The organism is Streptomyces sp. NPDC051940 (assembly GCF_040680895.1).
Classification (GTDB): domain Bacteria; phylum Actinomycetota; class Actinomycetes; order Streptomycetales; family Streptomycetaceae; genus Streptomyces.
This window is the reverse complement of record NZ_JBFAXR010000050.1, coordinates 1-18,502: the sequence shown is the minus strand read 5'-3', so window position 1 is coordinate 18,502 and position 18,502 is coordinate 1. Positions and strand designations below refer to the sequence as shown.

Below are 18,502 nucleotides of genomic sequence, written 5' to 3'. Positions count from 1 at the left end.
AGGCGGGGACTGCACACGATGGCAATGGCGCATCCAGCGCTGAGGGCGAAGCGCCGCATGGCGGCGCTTCGCACCCTCGGCTTCCTCTCCCCCTGGCTGATCGGGTTCAGCGTCTTCTTCGTCTACCCGCTGATCTCGACCGTCTACTTCTCCTTCACGCACTACGACGGCTACTCGGCCCCGACCTGGAGCGGCACCCAGAACTGGGCGTACGTCTTCCAGGACTACCCGTTCTTCTGGCCGTCCCTGCGCAACACCCTGTGGCTGGTGGTCGTGATGGTCAGCACCCGGGTGGCCTTCGGGCTGGGCATCGGGATGCTCGTCACCAGACTCAGGCGGGGCGGCAACCTCTTCCGCACCTTCTTCTATCTGCCCTACCTCGCCCCGCCGGTGGCGGCCACGCTGGCGTTCGTGTTCCTGCTCAACCCCGGGACCGGGCCGGTGAACACCGTGCTGGGCGGACTGGGGCTGCCCGAGCCCGGCTGGTTCAAGGACGCCGACTGGTCGAAGCCGGCGCTGACCCTGCTCGCGCTGTGGGGCATCGGCGACCTCATGGTCATCTTCCTGGCCGCGCTGCTCGACGTACCGAAGCAGCAGTACGAGGCGGCCGAGCTGGACGGGGCGAACTCCTGGCACCGCTTCCGCTACATCACCCTGCCGAACATCAAGCCCATCATCGTGTTCGCGGTGGTCACCGGCGCCATCCAGATCATGAGCTACTACACCCAGGCGGTGGTCGCCGGGAAGGTCTCCAGCGGCGAGGCCGGCGGCGCCGGCGAGGTGGTCGAACCCGGCTATCCGGAGAAGTCCACCCTGACCCTGCCGTCGTCCATCTACAACCTGGCCTTCCAGCGCGGCGACTACGGCGCGGCCTGCGTCATCGCGCTGGTGCTGTTCGCGTGCTCGATGGCGTTCACCCTGCTGCTCATGCGTAGGCGGTTCGGCCTCGTCCAGGGCGGGGAGTGAGGGAGACCATGACCCAGGTCATCAGCCCCGTACAGGTGCGGCAGCCGGCCCGGCCGCTCACACCGGCCGCCCGGACCGCGCGCCGCAAGGCGCTGCTGGAGTGGGTGGCGGTGCACGCCCTGGCCGTCGCCGCCGGCCTGTTCTTCGTCCTGCCGTTCGTCTTCATCTTCCTCACCGCGGTGATGAGCGACCGGCAGGCCCTCACCCGCGATCTCACGCCGGACACCTGGGAGTGGGGCAACTTCGCGCAGGTGTGGGAGTCCCCGAACTTCGTCAAGTGGTGGGGCAACACCCTGATGTACGCGGGCCTCGGCACCGTCCTCATGGTGCTGTCGTCGGTCCCGGTCGCCTACGCCCTGGCCAAGTTCAGGTTCCGCGGCCGGAACCTGGCGATGGTGCTCACCATCTCGGCGATGATGCTGCCGCCCCAGGTGGTCATCATCCCGATGTACCTGTTCTGGACCAAGCAGATGCACATGGGCGGCACCCTGTGGCCCATCATCATCCCGCTGGCCTTCGGCGACGCCTTCTCCATCTTCCTGCTGCGGCAGTTCCTGCTCACCGTGCCCGACGAGTACCTCGACGCCGCGCGCGTCGACGGCTGCGGTGAACTGCGCACGCTGCTGCGGGTGGTGGTGCCGATGGCGAAGCCGGGCATCGCGGCGGCGGCCCTCTTCCAGTTCTTCTACTGCTGGAACGACTACTTCGGACCTCAGATCTACGCATCCGAGGATCCGACGGCGTGGACGCTCTCCTACGGTCTCGAGTCCTTCAGGACCACGCACCACGTCAACTGGAACCTCACGATGGCCGCGACCGTGCTGGTCATGGCCCCGGTCATCGCGCTGTTCTTCTTCGCACAGAAAGCCTTCATCGAAGGCATCACTCTCACGGGAGTAAAGGGATAACCGGTATGAAACTCGCAGTCGTCGGCGGCGGTAGCACGTACACGCCAGAGCTCATCGACGGGTTCGCGCGGTTGCGCGACGCCCTGCCGATCCACGAGCTCGTACTGATCGACCCCGCCGCCGAGCGGCTCGAACTGGTCGGCGGGCTGGCCAGGAGGATCTTCGCCAGACAGGGCCACGGCGGCCGGATCACCACCACCTCCGATCTGGACGCGGGCGTCGAGGGCGCCGACGCGGTGCTCCTGCAGCTGCGCGTCGGCGGCCAGGCGGCCCGCAACGAGGACGAGACCTGGCCGCTGGAGTGCGGCTGCATAGGCCAGGAGACCACCGGCGCGGGCGGGCTGGCCAAGGCGCTGCGGACCGTTCCGGTCGTGCTGGACATCGCCGAGCGGGTACGCCGTACCAACCCCGACGCGTGGATCATCGACTTCACCAACCCGGTGGGGATCGTCACCCGGGCGCTGCTGCAGGCCGGGCACAAGGCCGTCGGCCTGTGCAACGTGGCCATCCACCTCCAGCGCAAGTTCGCCGGGCTGCTGGACGTCGCCCCCGAGCAGGTGCATCTGGACCACGTCGGGCTGAACCACCTCACCTGGGAGCGGGGCGTGCGGCTCGGCGGCCCGGACGGCGAGGACGTCCTGCCCAAGCTCATCGCCGAGCACGGGGCGCGGATCGCGGACGAACTGCACCTGCCCGCCTCGGTGCTGGACCGGCTCGGCGTCGTCCCCTCCTACTACCTGCGCTACTACTACGCCCACGACGAGGTCGTCACCGAGCAGCGGTCCAAGCCCTCGCGGGCCGCGGAGGTCGCCGAGATCGAGCGGCAGCTGCTCGCGATGTACGGCGATCCGGCGCTCGACGAGAAGCCCGAGCTGCTGTCGAGGCGCGGCGGCGCGTTCTACTCCGAGGCGGCGGTGGCGCTCGCCGGGTCGCTGCTCGGGTCCGGCGCCGGCTCCGTGCAGGTGGTCAACACCCTCAACAACGGCACGCTGCCCTTCCTCCCCGACGACGCGGTGATCGAGGTCCCGGCCCGGGTGGACGGCAGCGGCGCCGCTCCGCTGCCGGTCGCGCCGCTCGACCCGCTGTACGCGGGGCTGATCTCGCATGTCACCGCCTACGAGGACCTGGCGCTGGAGGCCGCCCTGCGCGGCGGCCGCGACCGCGTCTTCAAGGCCCTGCTGGCCCACCCGCTGGTCGGGCAGGTCTCCTACGCCGACACGCTCACGGACACCCTGATCGCGCACAACCGGGAGCACCTCGCGTGGGCGTGACACAGGGGGCGTCCGCGCCGGCCGCCGCCGTCCTGGCGGTCGACGCGGGCAACAGCAAGACCGACGTGGCCCTGGTCTCCGCCGACGGCGAGGTGCTGGGAGCCGGTCGTTCGGGGGGCTTCCAGCCCCCCGTGGTGGGGGTCGAACCCGCCGTCGACGTACTGGCCGAGGCGGTCCGCCAGGCCGCGGCGTCCGCGGGGATCCCCGCCGGGAGCGGGCCCCTCGCCCGGCACGTCTCCGCGTGCCTCGCCAACGCGGACTTCCCCGCCGAGGAGGAGGCGCTCACCGCCGCCATCGCCCGGCGCGGCTGGGCCCCCGGGGTCGAGGTCCGCAACGACACCTTCGCCGTGCTGCGGGCCGGCGTCGAACAGCCGCGCGGCGTCGCGGTGGTGTGCGGCGCGGGGATCAACTGCGTCGGCATGCTGCCCGACGGCCGCACCACGCGCTTCCCCGCGATCGGCCGGATCTCCGGCGACTGGGGAGGCGGCGGCGGGCTGGCGGACGAGGCGCTCTGGTACGCGGCGCGTGCGGCGGACGGCCGGGGCGAGCCGACGGAGCTGTCGCGGGCGGTGCCCGAGCACTTCCGGCTGCGCACGATGGGCGAGCTGATCGAGGCCCTGCACTTCGACCGCGTCCCGGTCTCGCGGCGGCACGAGATCGCGCCGGTGCTCTTCGCCGTCGCGGCGGCCGGTGATCCCGTGGCGCGGTCCCTGGTGGACCGGCAGGCGGACGAGGTCGTGGCGATGGCGTCGGTCGCGCTGGAGAAGCTGGACCTGCTGTCCGAGCCCGCGGACGTGGTCCTCGGCGGCAGCGTCCTGGCGGCCCGCCACCCCCAGCTGGACGCGGGCATCCGGGCCCGGCTGGCGGCCCGCGCCCCGAAGGCGGTCACGCACGTGGTGACGGCGCCGCCGGTGCTCGGTGCTGTGCTGCTGGGGATGGACGCGGTGGGGGCGCCGCCGTCGGCGCAGCGGCGCGTGCGCGCCCAGTACGCGTAGCCGCTGCGCGGCGGGCTGCGGTGCGCCTGCGGCGGGGCGGTACGTGTGGTTGCGTTCGCGTTGCCGGGTGCGGTTCGGCTGCGCCCACGCCTGCCCGCAGCCTGCGGCGCCTCCGGCGAGGTGGTGTGGGTGGTTGCGTTCGCGTTGCCGGGTGCGGTTCGGCTGCGCCCACCCGTGCCGCCCTGCGGCACGCCTGCCCGCAGCCTGCGGTGGCGCCTGCGGACGCCCCGGGGCCCCGGGCCCCCAAGCCCCCGGCCCCCCATGCCGCCCCGGCCTTCCGCGGGCACGGGCGCCCGGGCGCTACGGGCGCCCGTACTTCCCAGGCCCCTCCGGGCCCCAGGCCCTCGGCTCCTCCGGGCTCCGCCCCCCAACCCTCCGCCCCTCTGGGCCCGGGCTCCGCCCCCCGGCCCCCGGCCCCTGGGCCCCCAGCCCCCCGGTCCCTCGGTAGCCGGCCCTCGGCCCCCGGCCCGCCGGGCCTGACGATCCGCCCGGGCTTCCGGGCCGCGGGCTTGCTGAAGTCGTGGGGAACCTATGGGGCGTTTGCTTCCTCTGGTGGGGTGAGAGTGGTTCTACGTTCCAGGAGGGTGACCGTGCGAGGACAGCGTGCTGCTGCTGGTGTTGTGAGTGCCGTGTTGGGGGTTGACGGGCTGATCCATCTCTACTGGGCGACCGGGGCCACCTGGCCCGCCGGGGACCGGGGCACGTTGTCGTATGCCGTGCTCGGCGCCGACGTGCCCTTCACCCCGGGGGTGTTGCTGCCGCTGGCCGCGCTGCTGTTCGGCGGCGCCGCCACCGTCGCCCTGCGCGCGCGGCACCCGCTGCTGCGGTACGGAACGGTCGCCGTCGGCGCCGGTCTCACCCTGCGTACCCTCGCGGGGCTCGCGTGGATGACCGTGCTCGACACCGACGCCCCCGACGGCTCGGCGTTCCACTGGCTGAACCCCGTCCTCTACACACCCCTGTGCGCGGTGCTGGCCGCCGCTTCCTTCGCGGCCGTGCGCAGGGAAGACTCACCCCGTGCCGCATGACGACGTGACGGGCCTGGTGCGCGCGGCCCAGCGCGGGGACACCCTCGCGATGAACGCGCTGCTCCAGGACCTCGCCCCGTACGTGGGAAGGCTCTGCGGCCCCATCGCCCTCGAACAGGGCCCGGACGCCGCCCAGGAGGCGCTGATCGCCGTCTTCCGCGGGCTGCGCGGACTGAAGGAGCCCGCGGCCCTGTACGGCTGGGTGCGCAGCATCGCCGTACGGGAGGCGGTCCGCCTCGCCCGCCGCGCGGCCCGCGGCGAACCCGCGGACCTGACGGACCTGCCCGCCGCGGGCGACCCGCAGCTCGCCGCGGACATCGGCGACGTACTGCGGCGGCTCTCCCCGGAACACCGCGCGGTGCTCGTACTGCGCGACGTCGAGGGGCTGGACGAGCGCGCCGCGGCCGAACAGCTGGGGGTGCGGGTGGGCACGGTGAAGTCCCGGCTGAGCAGGGCACGGGAGTCGTTCCGCAAGGCGTGGTCGGCATGACGGACGAGGGAGCTACGAGGATGACGGACTGGCCCGCCGCCGAGATCGACACCGTGGCGCGGCTGCGCGCCCTGGCCGCCGGCGTGCACGGCGCCGCGGTGACGGAACGGGTGGTCGACGCCCCGTACGACACGGTCTGGCCGCTGCTGACCGCCCTGGAGGGCGTCGTCACCGATCTGCACCGGGTGCGGATCCAGCGCAGCGGAAGCGACACGCTCACCGTCGAGGCCCGCAGCCGCTACGGACTGCGCGCCCGCCTGCACGGCGTACAACAGCCCGGGTACTGCTGGCTGCAGAGCCGCTTCCTGCTCGTCGGCTTCGCCGCCGTACCGCAGGGCGCCCGCACCCGGGTCGCGTTCACCGGCGGCGTACGGGTGCCGGGGCGGGCGGCGCTGGTGCCGCTGGGCGTGCGCCGGGAGGGCCGGGCGAGCCTGGAGCGGCTGGCCCGCAGGGCGGCCGGCTGACGTCAGCCGATCGCCCGGACCTCCACGGACCACAGGGAGTACCCGAACTCCGTGCCGCGCTGGTCGCCGTGGACGCGGACGAAGCGGACGCCGGGTTCGTCCATACGGACCGACTCGCGCCCGCCGCGCCCGCGGCCGACGACCGCCGCCGTCCGCCAGCGGCGGCCGTCGGCGGAGACCTCGATGCGGTAGCGCGCGGCGTACGCGTCCTGCCAGTGCAGCACGACCTCGCCGACCCGCGCCGGGCGCCCGAGCGCGACCTGGATCCACGCGTCGTCCCGGGCGGGCGAGGACCACCGCGTGGCCGGGTCGCCGTCGACCACCGCCGGGGCGGGGAAGTCGGGCGTCTCGTCGCCGGAGGAGGAGGCGCTGCCCCCGCGCGCCAGGTCGGGGCCTGCCGTACGCGGATAGGCGCGCACGGTCAGCGTCCGCTCCTCGCCGCCGGCGAGCCGCACGGGCACGGTGTACGTCCCCGCCTTCGCGCCCTTCGGCGCGCTGATCCTCAGCCGGACCGTCGCCGTACCGCCGCGGGGTACGTCCACCGACCGGGGCGCCGAGACCTTCAGCCCCCTGGGCGCGGCGGCCCGCAGCGCGGCGCGTACCGCACGCGGGGCGTGGCCGCTGAGCGTCGCCTCGACGGTGGCCGTACCGCCGATGGCCACGTCCACCTCGGGGCGCGGCAGCTCCAGCCGGGTGCGTTCCGTGCCCTCGGCCCAGGGGATGACCTCGTGGACGGCGGGCGCGGCCCCGCCGGTCCAGGTCAGCCGTACCGCGTCCGCGCGGGCGCCCCGCGGTGCCAGCTCGGTGAAACCGGACGCCGCCAGCTCCCCGGCGCGCCGCCACCCCTCGCCGGGAACGAACAGCTCGACCGCGGGCGCCGCCAGCGGATACGGGCTGCCGCCCGCCGTGCGGGGTTCGGTGAGCAGCGTCAGCGTCTGCAACGGCCGCCCGTCGAGCGGCAGGACGAGCTCCTGCTCCGCGCCCCGCGGCCGGCGCGCCGTGCCGGGCTTGCCGTCCAGCGCCGTGTCCGTCTCCTTGGGCGAGGCGGCCGAGGCGCCGGTGAAGCTGTCCGAGCTGGCGACCGCCGTCGCTGCGAACGGCCCCAGCACGCCCTCGCCGACCCGGCCCGGCGCCCCGCCGATCTCGCCCCGCAGCGTGTCCAGCTCCAGCCGCGCGCGCCACGCCTGCTCGCTGCGGCCGCGCGCCTGCGCCAGCATCATCTCGACGGCCCGGTCCCCGGCCTCGCCGTACCGGGCCAGCTGCCGCAGCCACGGCCGCAGTTCGCCGGAGAGCGCGCCCAGCCGGCCGGGCGCCTCGCGCATCGTCGTGAACGCCTCGCGCAGCGGTCCCGCCGCCCGCTCCAGCGCCGCCCGGTCGCCGGACTCGTACGCCCGGGTGAACCGGGCCAGCAGCGGCTTCAGATACGCCGACTCCCGTTCGTCCAGCGCCGACGACGCGCTGTTCCCGGCCAGGGCCGCGAGCGCCTCGCGGTCGAGACCGGAGCCGCGGGCCAGCTCGTCCAGCGCGGCGGACCACGATGCCTTCGGGTCGTACGCCCGGGCGTTCCACGCGAAGTCGGCGGCCGTGAAGAGGGGGATACGGGAGGCCAGCGGCTGCTCCATCGCCCCGGCGAGCAGCGCGGCGGAGCCGGTCGCCACGGCCGGTTCGCGGCCGGTGTAGGGGCCGAGGAAGACGCGGCCGGCGTCGAAATCGTTGACGGGGTAGTTGTCCTGGGTGACGACCGGATGCCCGAACACGGCCAGCGCCTCGCCCAGTTCCGCCCCGGTGATGGTCCGGGGCAGCACCCCGACGCCGGTCCACGCGACCTCGACGCCCGGATCGAGGGCGTCGGCGAGGGCGCGCCGGTACTCGGTGCCGCCCTCCTGGAAGTACTCGGTGGGCAGCAGGGACAGCGCGGGCGCACCCTCGCCGCCCAGCCGGGCCGCGAGCGCGTTCGCGGTACGGGCGTGGGCGCGGGCTGCGGCGCCCGGCCCGGTCCCGAACTCCTCGCGGTCCGCACGGCAGTGCCACTCGTCGTAGCTCACATCGGGGAACTGCAGCTGGAAGGCCCCGAAGCCGAGCTCCCTCATCTCCTCGGCCTTGCGCAGCAGATCGCGCTCGTCGTCGCGCGAGGAGAAGCAGTAGTTCTGTCCGGGGGCCACGGCCCAGGCGGGCGTGACGTGGTTGCGCCGTGCGCGCTCGGTGAGTTCGCGGAACTCGGCGCGCCGCCCGGCGGGGTAGGGCTCGCGCCACTCGCTCTGGCGGTACGGGTCGTCGCCCGGGGCGTACAGATAGCGGTTCTGCTTGGTCCGCCCCATGAAGTCCAGGTACGCCAGCCGCTGCTGATGGCTCCAGGGCTCGCCGTAGAACGCCTCGGCGGTGCCCCGCACGGCGGCGCTGGGCCAGTCCCTGATCCGTACGGCCCTCAGCGCGCCGGCGTCACCGTCGACGGCGAGCTGCCGCAGCGTCTGCGCGGCGTTGAACAGTCCGTCGGCGCCGACGCCGGCCAGCACGACGGTCCGTCCGCCGGCGGCCAGCCGGTAACCCCCGGCGGGCAGATCGCCCTGCGGCTCGGCCCCGAGCGCGCGCAACGCGAGCTCCGCCTCGGTCCGCCCGCCACGCGGCGAGGCGTCAGCCTCGCCTCCGGCGGGGTTCTCCTCCAGGCGTACGACGACGTCGGCGCCCCGGGGGAGGGGCGCGACGGGGGAGAGCACCTCGACGCTGCGCGCACTCCCCAGGGCGTCCTCGACGACGCCGAGGGCGTACGGATCGACGTCGGGCGCAGCCAGCACGGCCACGCGCCGCCCGGCGAGGGCGACTTGGCCGTCGCCGAGGCGCAGCTGCTGGGGCCGGGGCCACACGGAGGTGGCGGGAGCGGCGGCCCCGCGCCGCGCGGGCGACGTGGTCGGCCCGGGCTCGGGGGCGACGTGCGAGGAGCCCGCGGGCGCGGCCTGCGCGGGGAGGGCGTCGCAGAGCAGGCAGCCGGTGAGGGCGGCGGACAGCACGGCGACGGCCAGGACGGCGCGCGCACGCGTGGGGCTCGCCGCCCGTGCTCCACCGATGCCGTTGCTTGCGCCGCGCAACGTACCCCCTGCGACTCGTCTGTTGACGGGTGCGTCGGGTCGCCCCCGCGTTCGGTTCTGCTCAGAGCCCACCACTTGCGTGAGGCGGGTGTCAACGCGAGGGGGCGGGGAAGGTTAGTTGTCGCATTTGTCTGATTCATTACGAGGCGCCGCCGACCGCAAAAACCGCCGCCCCGACGGCCGCTGGACCCTAGGTCTTGCGTGATACCCGCCACCCCGGCGGCAAATCCCCCGCGGGCGCCGTAGTGTGAGGCGGAGCACGGGGGGCGCTCAGGGGGCGCCCCGCACCTCGTAGACGACGCGATGGAGGGACGACGTGGCCGGCCACGACCATCTGAAGTTCGACGGCGGCTCCGATCCGGACTACGGGCTGGAGGGCACGTGCTCCTGTGCGCAGCTTCCGCTCACCAGCGAGCCGCCTCTTGCGGCTGGGGCGCCGCTCACGAGTGAGCCTCCGCTCGCTGCGGACGAGAACCTCATCAGTGAGCCGATGCCTCCCACGCACTTCGAGGCTTCGCCTCGGGTCTGACGTCCCCGGGCGCGGGTTTGCGCCGGGCGCGCGGCGCTGCGCGCCTCGTCCTCAAGCGCCGGACGGGCTGGATCCGGTGCCGGTCGCGCTGATCGGCTCGGCTCCCGCGGGCGCCTGCGGCGCGCTTCGGCGCTTCGCGCCTCAGTCCTCAGACGCCGGACGGGCTGGAGGTCGCCTTTGCGTCGGCTGACGCGGTCGGCGCTGCGCGCCTCGTCCTCAAGCGCCGGACGGGCTGGAGCGGTGCCGGTCGCGCTGGCAGGTGCGCTTTTGCCGGCGTAGCGCAGCGGAGTCGGTCCATCGTGTCGGTTCGCCGACGGCATCCCTCGGCGGAGCGCAGCGGAGCCGTTCGCTTCGCATCAGTCGGCGCAGCGCAGCGGAGCCGGCGCAACCCCACCGGGTCACCGGCGGCGACCCTCGGCGGAGCGTCAGCGGAGCCGTTCGCTGGGCGGCGCCATGGCGCCGTCCCCTCGCGCTCCGCCCGGCAAGGCCCCCTGGGGCCGCAGGATCAATTCGATCCCCACCGACAACCAGCCACGAACACCCCCACCCCCCACGCCCCACCACCCGGTCACCGTCCCCACAGGGCTTACCGTCCCCATCACCCGGTCACCGTCCCCACAGGGGTTACCGCCCCCATCACCCGGTCACCGTCCCCACAGGGGTCACCGCCCCCACCACCCGGTCACCGCCCCACCAGGGCCCACCCAGGCGCCGGGGGTGACCAGGCACTGCCGTAACGGGTGGTGTGCGGGTGGGGGCAACCCCGCGCCGCAGGCGCGGGGCGGCGCCGGTCACCGGGCGACACCCCGGAGGGAGCCGCACCCCGCGGGGCTGTCATCGGCGCGGGGGATTTGAGACGCTTCGGGGGTCCACCGTGAGGGGGAGGCATGGAACTGGCCCGCATCGCCGCCGCGCACGGCGTCGCCACGTTCTACGAGCCCGCCCCCGGACACCGCGTCACCGTCCCGGAGGGCACCGTGCGCGCCGTGCTCGCGGCGATGGGCGTCGACCCCGACCGAGGGAGCCAGGGACCACCGCCCCTCCTGCCACCGACCGTCGTAGGGATGCCAGACCTCCCCCACGGCACCCGCGTACACGTGGAACTGGAGGAGACGGGGGCGCCCCCCGGAACTGAGGCACACACGGGACCCGAGCCACCTCCCCGAGCCGGCGCAGGCGCCGACGCAGGGGCAGACGCCGCCGCCGACGCGGGGGCAGGCGCCGGCGCCGGCGCCAGCACACCCCCCACCGCAAACCTCCCACCCGGCTGCCACACCCTCACCGCCACCGCCCCCGACGGCCGCACCGCCACCTCCACCCTCGTCATCGCCCCACCCCGCATGCCGCAGGCCCCCCGCGCCCACGGCCTGATGCTCCAGCTGTACGCGCTCCTCTCGAACCGCTCCTGGGGCATGGGCGACCTCGGCGACCTCGCCGAGCTGGCCGCGTGGACGGGCCGCACCCACGGCACGGGCTTCCTGCAACTGGGCCCACTGCACGCCGCCGTCCCAGGAGCACAGCTGAGCCCACCCGACCCACCCCACCCCACCGACCCACCCCACCCCACCGACCCATCCCACCCCACCGACCCATCCCACCCCACCGACCCATCCCACCCCACCGACCCATCCCACCCCACCGACCCATCCCACCCCACCGACCCACCCCACCCCACCGACCCACCCCACCCCACCGACCCCTCCCCCTACCGCCCCTCCTCCCGCCGCTTCCCGGACCCCGTCCACCTCCGGATCGAGGACATCCCCGAGTACCGCTACCTCCCCCCGGAGGACCGGGACGCGATCGCCCCGCTCCTCACGAAGGCCGCCGCCCTCCGCGACGGCGTCGTCGGCAAGGGCGAGCTGATCGACCGCGACGCCGTCTGGGCGGTCAAGCGCGCCGCGCTCGAGATCGTCCGCCGTGTGCCCATGACGGCGGGGCGGCGGGCGGCCTACCACGACTTCCTCGCCGCCCAGGGGCAGGCGCTGGAGGACCACGCCCTGTGGTGCGCGCTCGCCGACCTGTACGGGCCCGAGTGGCGGGCCTGGCCCGCGGGACTGCGTGCGCCGCGGTCCGCCGCGGCGGGGCGTGCCCGCGCCGAGCACCTCGACCGCGTCGACTTCCACAGCTGGCTGGTGTGGCTCACCGACGGCCAGCTGGCCCGCGCCCAGCGCGTGGCCCGCGACGCCGGCATGTCCGTCGGCCTGGTGCACGACCTGGCGGTGGGCGTGCACCCCTCCGGCTCCGACGCCTGGGCGCTGCAGGACCACATCGCCGCGGGGATGTCCATCGGCGCCCCGCCGGACGCGTTCAACGCGCAGGGTCAGGACTGGGGTCTGCCGCCCTGGCGCCCCGACACCCTCGCCGCGGCCGGCTACCGCCCGTACCGGGAGGTGCTGCGCGCCCTGATGCGCGGCTCCGGCGCCGTACGCATCGACCATGTGATGGGCCTGTCACGGCTGTGGTGGGTGCCGGAGGGTCGGCCGCCCGCCGAGGGCACCTACGTGCGGTACGACGCCGAGGCGATGCTCGCGGTCCTGGCCGTGGAGGCGTGGCGGGCGGGTACGCCGGTGATCGGGGAGGATCTCGGGACGGTCGAGCCCGAGTTCCGGGACGCGCTGGCGGAGCGCGGGGTGCTGGGCACGTCGGTGATGTGGTTCGAGCGGGACTACCGCGGCGACGGCAGCCCGCTGGCCCCGGCGCGCTGGCGCGAGGGCTGCCTGGCCACGGCCACCACGCACGATCTGCCGCCCACGGCGGCCCGGCTCACCGGCTCCCACGTCGGGCTGCGGCACCGGCTGGGGCTGCTGGGCACGCCGTACGGGCAGGCGCGGCGGGAGGACGCGGCGGACACGGGGGAGTGGCTGGAGCTGATCCGCTCGCTCGGGCTGCTGCCCGAGGGCGCGTACGACGAGGAGGCGGCGCTCAAGGCCGTGTACCGGCTGCTGGCCCGTACCCCGGCGCGTCTGGTCGGCGTCTGGCTGCCGGACGCGGCGGGCGACCGGCGGCCCGCGAACCTGCCCGGCACGGTGGACGCGTATCCCAACTGGCGACTGCCGGTCGCCGACCCCGACGGCCGCCCCCTCACCCTGGAGGACCTGGCCGCCTCACCGCGCGTACACGCACTGCTGGAGGACGTACGACGGGCGGTGGCGGGACCCTGAACGGCACCCCGGACGCGCGCCCTGCGTCCGGGTTCGCTAGATTCGGGAGCGTGGTCACCAAGAATGCCTTGCGCGCCGGCACCCTCACCGCCGGTACGACGCTGATGCTGCTGATGTCGTCCCCCGCCTTCGCCCTCACGCGTGACGCCGGCGACGACCCGGGTGAGGGCCTGAGCGTCGGCGAGACGCTGGGCCTGTACGTCGGACTCCCGATCCTGGCGTTCCTCGTGATCGCGGGCCTGGTCGTGGCCCTGGACAAGTCGGACCGCAAGAGCTCCGACGCGGCGTGAGCGCGGCGTGACCGAGGCGTGAGCGCGGCACAACCGAGGCGCGGCCCCCACGCGACCGCGACGTGAGCCCCGCGGCCGTCCGAGGACGGCCGCGACCCGCCGTCTCGCCACCCGGGCAATCCGTTTTGGCCTGGCGGACGGATCGGGCAGAGTGGGGAGGCGACCCACCACGTCCCCAGGAGGAGAGCCGCATGCGGATCGGAATCGTCGGAGCGACCGGACAGGTCGGCGGAGTGATGCGCGACATCCTCGCCGAACGCAAGTTCCCCGTCGACGAGCTGCGGCTGTTCGCCTCCGCCCGCTCCGCGGGCCGGACGCTGACGTGGCAGGACCGCGAGATCACCATCGAGGACGCCTCGGCGGCCGACTACTCCGGCCTCGACATCGTGCTGTTCTCCGCCGGCGGCGCCACCTCCCGGGCCTTGGCCGAGAAGGTCGCCGCCCAGGGCGCCGTCGTGATCGACAACTCCTCCGCCTGGCGCCGCGACCCCGAGGTCCCCCTCGTGGTCTCCGAGGTCAACCCGCACGCGGTCAAGGACCGCCCGAAGGGCATCATCGCCAACCCGAACTGCACCACGATGGCCGCGATGCCGGTGCTCAAGCCGCTGCACCGGGAGGCCGGGCTGACCGCCCTGGTCGTCTCCTCCTACCAGGCCGTCTCCGGGTCCGGACTGGCCGGCGTGGAGGAGCTGTACGGGCAGATCGCCGCGGTCGGCGAGGACGCCCCGAAGCTGACCCGCGACGGCACCGCCGCCGACTTCCCGGCGCCGGACAAGTACGTCGCCCCCATCGCGTACAACGTGCTCCCGATGGCCGGCTCGATCGTCGACGACGGGCTGAACGAGACCGACGAGGAGCAGAAGCTCCGCCACGAGTCCCGCAAGATCCTGGAGATCCCGGAGCTCAAGGTCTCCGGCACCTGCGTGCGCGTCCCGGTCTTCACCGGCCACTCGCTGCAGCTCGGCGCCCGCTTCGAGCGCCCGCTGAGCCCCGAGCGCGCGGTGCAGATCCTGAAGGAGGCGGACGGCGTCGTCTACACCGAGGTGCCGACCCCGCTGATGGCGGCGGGCCGCGACGAGTCGTTCGTCGGCCGGATCCGCAACGACGAGACCGTCGAGAACGGCCTCGCCCTCTTCGTCTCCGGGGACAACCTGCGCAAGGGCGCCGCGCTGAACGCGGTCCAGATCGCGGAGCTGGTCGCGGAGGAGCTGAAGGGCTGACGCCCGGGCGCCCGGGAAACCCGGAAGCCTGTGTTCCGGCGGGGGACCCGTGTGAGGATCCCGCCATGACCCAGATGGCCAAGGGAGCCAACCTCCCCGTCCCCGCCGAGGCGCTCCATGTGACGGTGAGCTGGCAGCGCGGTCCGGGCGTCCCCGAGGTGGACGTCTCCGCGCTGCTGCTCGACGCGTCCGGCAGGGTCCGCGGCGACGCGGACCTCGTCTTCTACAACCAGCGTGAGCACCCGTCGGGCAGCGTGCGCCATCTCGGCAAGTCCGATCAGCAGGGCCCGGCGGTCGCCGACTGGCTCCAAGTGGACCTGCCGGCCGTCGAGGCGGGCATCGACCGGATCGTGGTGGCGGCGTCCGCCGACGGCGGCACGTTCGGGCGGATCCCGCTGCTGGAGGTGCGGGTGACGCTGCCCGGCGGGCAGCCGGTGGCGTCCTTCGCGATCGGGGACGCGACGGCGGAGACGGCGTTCGTCTTCGGCGAGTTCTACCGGCGGAACGGCGGGTGGAAGTTCCGCGCGGTGGGCCAGGGTTACGCCACGGGGCTGGCGGGCCTCGCCACGGACTTCGGCATCACGGTGCAGACCCCGCCCCCGGCGGCCCCGCCCCCGCCCCCGCCGCCGCCCCCGCCGCCGCCCCCGCATCCGGTGCCCCCGCCTCCCCCGGCGCCCTACCCCACCCAGGCCCCCCCGGCCCCAGCGCCCTACCCCACCCCGGCCGCGGCCCCGGACCCGTCCCCCGCCCAGGCCGCGTATCCCGCCCAGCCCCCGGCCCAAGCCCCGTACCCCACCCCCACCCAAACCCCCGCCCGCCTCCCGGGCCTCCCCGGCCTCGACGCCGCGTTCGCCCCCCAGGTCCACCGGGGCCGCGGCAACCAGCGCGTCACCTGTGAGCCCACCCTGCCGCCCGGCGGCTGGGTGGTGCTGGAGATCGTCTGCTCCGGCAGCCCCGGGGTGACCATCCAGTCCTGCGACGCCTACGGCCGCAGCACCGACTTCCTGCTGGAGGCGTACCAGGACGACGTGCACGGCCGCACGGCCACCCTGGTGCCGGCCGACCGCCCCCTGTCCGTACGGGTGGAGGCGGACACCGCGTGGGAGCTGAGCGTGCGGCCCCTCGGCCACGCCCGCCGGCTCACCCACACCCTGGACGGCCACGGTTCGGACCTGCTGCTCTACGAAGGGCCCGCGGGCGTGCTGTCGTTCGGCCACGGCGGCGAGGACAACTTCATCGTCGACCACCTGGTGGCGACCGGCGAGCCGGACTGGCCGGAGGACCTGGACGGCCTCGTCAACGAGATCGGCCGCACCGACGTCCTCGCCCCGGTGAAGGGCCCCGGACTGGTCCGCGTCCGCGCCGACGGTCCCTGGCGGGTGTCCGTGGGCGGCTGACCGCCCCCGCAGGTGCCACCGGGCCCACCCCGTATCCCGGAGGTACCACCCCCAGCCCCCGTGCGAGGATGGCCGGAGGCTTAAGCAACGAAGGAGATGCCCTGGTGCCTGGCACGAACCTGACCCGCGAAGAGGCGCAGCTGCGGGCGCGACTGCTCGATGTCGAGTCGTACGTCGTCGACCTCGACCTGACCGGGGCGAAGGAGGGGGGCACCTTCCGGTCCGAGACGACCGTCCGCTTCCGGTCCGCGGAGCCGGGTGCCGCCACGTTCATCGACCTGGTCGCCCCCTCGGTCCGCGAGGTCACCCTGAACGGCACCGCGCTCGACCCGGCGGAGGTCTTCGCGGACTCCCGGATCGCGCTGCCGGGCCTGGCCGCCGAGAACACGCTCACGGTCGTCGCCGACTGCGCGTACACCAACACCGGTGAGGGCCTGCACCGCTTCGTCGACCCGGTGGACGGCGAGACGTACCTCTACACGCAGTTCGAGGTGCCGGACGCCCGCCGCGTCTTCGCGTCCTTCGAGCAGCCGGACCTCAAGGCGACGTTCCAGTTCACGGTGAAGGCCCCCGAGGGCTGGATCGTCAACTCCAACTCGCCGACCCCGGAGCCGGTCGACGGCGTGTGGGCCTTCACGACGACGCCGCGCATCTCGACGTACATCACGGCGATCATCGCCGGCCCGTACCACAGCGTGCACGGCACCTGGGAGGGCGACGGGCGGAGCGTACCGCTGGGGATCTTCTGCCGGCCGTCGCTGGCCGAGTTCCTGGACGCGGACCACATCTTCGACGTCACCCGGCAGGGCTTCGACTGGTTCGAGGAGAAGTTCGACTACGCGTACCCCTTCGAGAAGTACGACCAGCTCTTCGTCCCGGAGTTCAACGCGGGCGCGATGGAGAACGCGGGCGCGGTGACCATCCGCGACCAGTACGTCTTCCGGTCGAAGGTCACCGACGCCGCGTACGAGGCGCGCGCCGAGACGATCCTGCACGAGCTGGCCCACATGTGGTTCGGCGACCTGGTCACCATGGAGTGGTGGAACGACCTCTGGCTGAACGAGTCGTTCGCCACGTACACCTCCATCGCCTGCCAGGCGTCCGCCCCCGGCTCGCGCTGGCCGAACTCCTGGACGTCCTTCGCCAACCAGATGAAGACCTGGGCGTATCGCCAGGACCAGCTGCCGTCCACCCACCCGATCATGGCCGAGATCCGCGATCTCGAGGACGTCATGGTCAACTTCGACGGCATCACCTACGCCAAGGGCGCCTCGGTGCTCAAGCAGCTGGTGGCGTACGTCGGCGAGGACGAGTTCTTCCGCGGCGTGCAGGCGTACTTCAAGCGGCACGCCTTCGGCAACACCCGGCTGACCGATCTGCTGGGCGCGCTGGAGGAGACCTCCGGGCGCGATCTGAAGTCCTGGTCGAAGGCGTGGCTGGAGACCGCCGGCATCAACATCCTGCGACCGGAGATCGAGACGGACGGCGACGGGAACATCACCTCCTTCGCCATCCGCCAGGAGGCCCCGGCGCTGCCCGCCGGTGCCAAGGGCGAGTCCACCCTGCGCCCGCACCGCATCGCGATCGGCCTGTACGAGCTGGTCGACGACCGGCTGGTGCGCGACGAGCGGATCGAGCTCGACGTGGACGGCGAGCTGACCAAGGTGCCCGCACTGGAGGGCCGCCGCCGGCCGGCCGTCGTGCTGCTCAACGACGACGACCTGTCGTACGCCAAGGTCCGCCTGGACCCGCAGTCCCTGGCCGCCGTGACGAAGCACCTCGGTGACTTCGAGGGCAGCCTGCCGCGCGCCCTGTGCTGGGCGTCCGCCTGGGACATGACCCGCGACGGCGAACTCGCCACCCGCGACTACCTCGACCTGGTCCTCTCCGGCATCACGAAGGAGAGCGACATCGGCGTCGTCCAGTCGCTGCAGCGGCAGGTCAAGCTGGCCCTCGACCTGTACGCGGCGCCGGACTGGCGTGCGGCTGGTCTGGCCCGCTGGACGGAGGCGTCGCTGGCCCAGCTGCGCTCCGCGGCGCCCGGCGGCGACCACCAGCTGGCCTGGGCGCGGGCGTTCGCGGCCACGGCCCGTACGGACGAGCAGCTCGACCTGCTCGCCGCGCTGCTCGACGGCTCCGAGTCGTTCGACGGGCTCGCCGTCGACACGGAGCTGCGCTGGGCGCTGCTGCAGCGCCTCGCCGCCACCGGGCGGGCCGGGGAGGCGGAGATCGCCGCCGAGCTGAAGCTCGACCCGACGGCCGCGGGTGAGCGGCACGCCGCGACGGCCCGCGCGGGGCGGCCGACCGCCGAGGCCAAGGCGGAGGCGTGGGCCTCGGTCGTGGAGGGCGACAAGCTCGCCAACGCGGTGCAGGAGGCGGTCATCGGCGGCTTCGTGCAGACGGACCAGCGGGAGCTGCTGGCCCCGTACACGGAGAAGTACTTCGCCGCCGCGGCGGACGTGTTCGCCTCGCGGTCGCACGAGATCGCCCAGCAGATCATCGTGGGGCTGTACCCGACGCTGCAGGTGTCGCAGGCCACCCTGGACGCCACGGACGCCTGGCTGGCGGAGACGAACCCGGCTCCGGCGCTGCGCCGCATGGTCGTCGAGTCCCGCGCGGGCGTGGCCCCCTCCTGGCAGGTGACCGCGACCTCCCCGGCCGCGAAGGGCTCGCTCGACTCCTTCACCTGGTCGCTGT

The 18,502-nt window shown here is 74.1% G+C and carries 13 protein-coding genes; 12 read left to right on the top strand and 1 reads right to left on the bottom strand.

What is annotated here, in order from left to right:
* Nucleotides 1–24: 24 nt before the first annotated feature.
* The 7 genes from AB0M28_RS20470 (at nt 25) to AB0M28_RS20440 (ending at nt 6,122) form a co-directional block, all read left to right on the top strand.
* Nucleotides 25–966 (top strand): sugar ABC transporter permease, encoded by a 942-nt coding sequence (locus AB0M28_RS20470; protein ID WP_365406532.1) that lies wholly within the window; start codon nt 25–27, stop codon nt 964–966.
* Between the two features lie 8 nt (nt 967–974).
* A complete protein-coding gene (locus AB0M28_RS20465; protein ID WP_365406529.1) occupies nt 975–1,874 on the top strand; it encodes a carbohydrate ABC transporter permease in 900 nt (299 codons plus the stop codon).
* Between the two features lie 5 nt (nt 1,875–1,879).
* Nucleotides 1,880–3,145, top strand: coding sequence for a 6-phospho-beta-glucosidase (locus AB0M28_RS20460; protein ID WP_365406526.1), 1,266 nt, complete (start codon nt 1,880–1,882; stop codon nt 3,143–3,145).
* Nucleotides 3,136–4,140 carry a BadF/BadG/BcrA/BcrD ATPase family protein gene (locus tag AB0M28_RS20455; protein WP_365406523.1) on the top strand — a complete coding sequence of 335 codons (1,005 nt, stop codon included), beginning with the start codon at nt 3,136–3,138 and terminating at the stop codon, nt 4,138–4,140. The genes AB0M28_RS20460 and AB0M28_RS20455 overlap by 10 nt, the downstream gene beginning before the upstream one ends.
* A 629-nt stretch (nt 4,141–4,769) precedes the next feature.
* Entirely contained in the window at nt 4,770–5,168 is a 399-nt protein-coding gene (locus AB0M28_RS20450; protein WP_365406520.1) for a DUF3995 domain-containing protein, read from the top strand.
* A 49-nt stretch (nt 5,169–5,217) separates the two neighbouring features.
* Nucleotides 5,218–5,658 carry a sigma-70 family RNA polymerase sigma factor gene (locus AB0M28_RS20445; RefSeq protein ID WP_365406610.1) on the top strand — a complete coding sequence of 147 codons (441 nt, stop codon included), beginning with the start codon at nt 5,218–5,220 and terminating at the stop codon, nt 5,656–5,658.
* Between the two features lie 20 nt (nt 5,659–5,678).
* Nucleotides 5,679–6,122 (top strand): hypothetical protein, encoded by a 444-nt coding sequence (locus AB0M28_RS20440; protein ID WP_365406518.1) that lies wholly within the window; start codon nt 5,679–5,681, stop codon nt 6,120–6,122.
* A 2-nt stretch (nt 6,123–6,124) separates the two neighbouring features.
* Here the strand turns inward: AB0M28_RS20440 and AB0M28_RS20435 are convergent, their stop codons facing one another.
* The gene (locus AB0M28_RS20435) at nt 6,125–9,205 is read right to left on the bottom strand and encodes a beta-N-acetylglucosaminidase domain-containing protein (protein WP_365406515.1); all 3,081 of its coding nucleotides are present in this window, start codon (nt 9,203–9,205) and stop codon (nt 6,125–6,127) included.
* Nucleotides 9,206–10,621: 1,416 nt separating this feature from the next.
* Here AB0M28_RS20435 and malQ point away from each other — a divergent pair.
* From malQ to pepN, 5 genes are all read left to right on the top strand, one after another.
* Nucleotides 10,622–12,898 (top strand): 4-alpha-glucanotransferase, encoded by a 2,277-nt coding sequence (gene malQ / locus AB0M28_RS20430; protein WP_365406512.1) that lies wholly within the window; start codon nt 10,622–10,624, stop codon nt 12,896–12,898.
* A gap of 104 nt (nt 12,899–13,002) precedes the next feature.
* Nucleotides 13,003–13,188 carry a hypothetical protein gene (locus AB0M28_RS20425; RefSeq protein WP_365406607.1) on the top strand — a complete coding sequence of 62 codons (186 nt, stop codon included), beginning with the start codon at nt 13,003–13,005 and terminating at the stop codon, nt 13,186–13,188.
* A gap of 191 nt (nt 13,189–13,379) precedes the next feature.
* The gene (locus AB0M28_RS20420; protein WP_365406509.1) at nt 13,380–14,408 is read left to right on the top strand and encodes an aspartate-semialdehyde dehydrogenase; all 1,029 of its coding nucleotides are present in this window, start codon (nt 13,380–13,382) and stop codon (nt 14,406–14,408) included.
* A gap of 65 nt (nt 14,409–14,473) precedes the next feature.
* Nucleotides 14,474–15,805, top strand: a complete 1,332-nt coding sequence (locus AB0M28_RS20415) for a TerD family protein (protein ID WP_365406506.1) — start codon at nt 14,474–14,476, stop codon at nt 15,803–15,805.
* Nucleotides 15,806–15,909: 104 nt separating this feature from the next.
* Nucleotides 15,910–18,502, top strand: a 2,593-nt coding sequence (pepN, locus tag AB0M28_RS20410; protein WP_365406504.1) for an aminopeptidase N, incomplete at its 3' end; no start/stop codon positions are given.

Bases quoted from the DNA above. Each gene is read 5' to 3' on its own strand.
- AB0M28_RS20440 (WP_365406518.1), top strand. From the start codon at position 5,679: ATGACGGACTGGCCCGCCGCCGAGATCGACACCGTGGCGCGGCTGCGC.
- AB0M28_RS20460 (WP_365406526.1), top strand. From the start codon at position 1,880: ATGAAACTCGCAGTCGTCGGCGGCGGTAGCACGTACACGCCAGAGCTC.
- malQ (WP_365406512.1), top strand. From the start codon at position 10,622: ATGGAACTGGCCCGCATCGCCGCCGCGCACGGCGTCGCCACGTTCTAC.
- AB0M28_RS20425 (WP_365406607.1), top strand. From the start codon at position 13,003: ATGCTGCTGATGTCGTCCCCCGCCTTCGCCCTCACGCGTGACGCCGGC.
- AB0M28_RS20470 (WP_365406532.1), top strand. From the start codon at position 25: ATGGCGCATCCAGCGCTGAGGGCGAAGCGCCGCATGGCGGCGCTTCGC.
- AB0M28_RS20415 (WP_365406506.1), top strand. From the start codon at position 14,474: ATGACCCAGATGGCCAAGGGAGCCAACCTCCCCGTCCCCGCCGAGGCG.
- AB0M28_RS20465 (WP_365406529.1), top strand. From the start codon at position 975: ATGACCCAGGTCATCAGCCCCGTACAGGTGCGGCAGCCGGCCCGGCCG.
- AB0M28_RS20445 (WP_365406610.1), top strand. From the start codon at position 5,218: ATGAACGCGCTGCTCCAGGACCTCGCCCCGTACGTGGGAAGGCTCTGC.
- AB0M28_RS20420 (WP_365406509.1), top strand. From the start codon at position 13,380: ATGCGGATCGGAATCGTCGGAGCGACCGGACAGGTCGGCGGAGTGATG.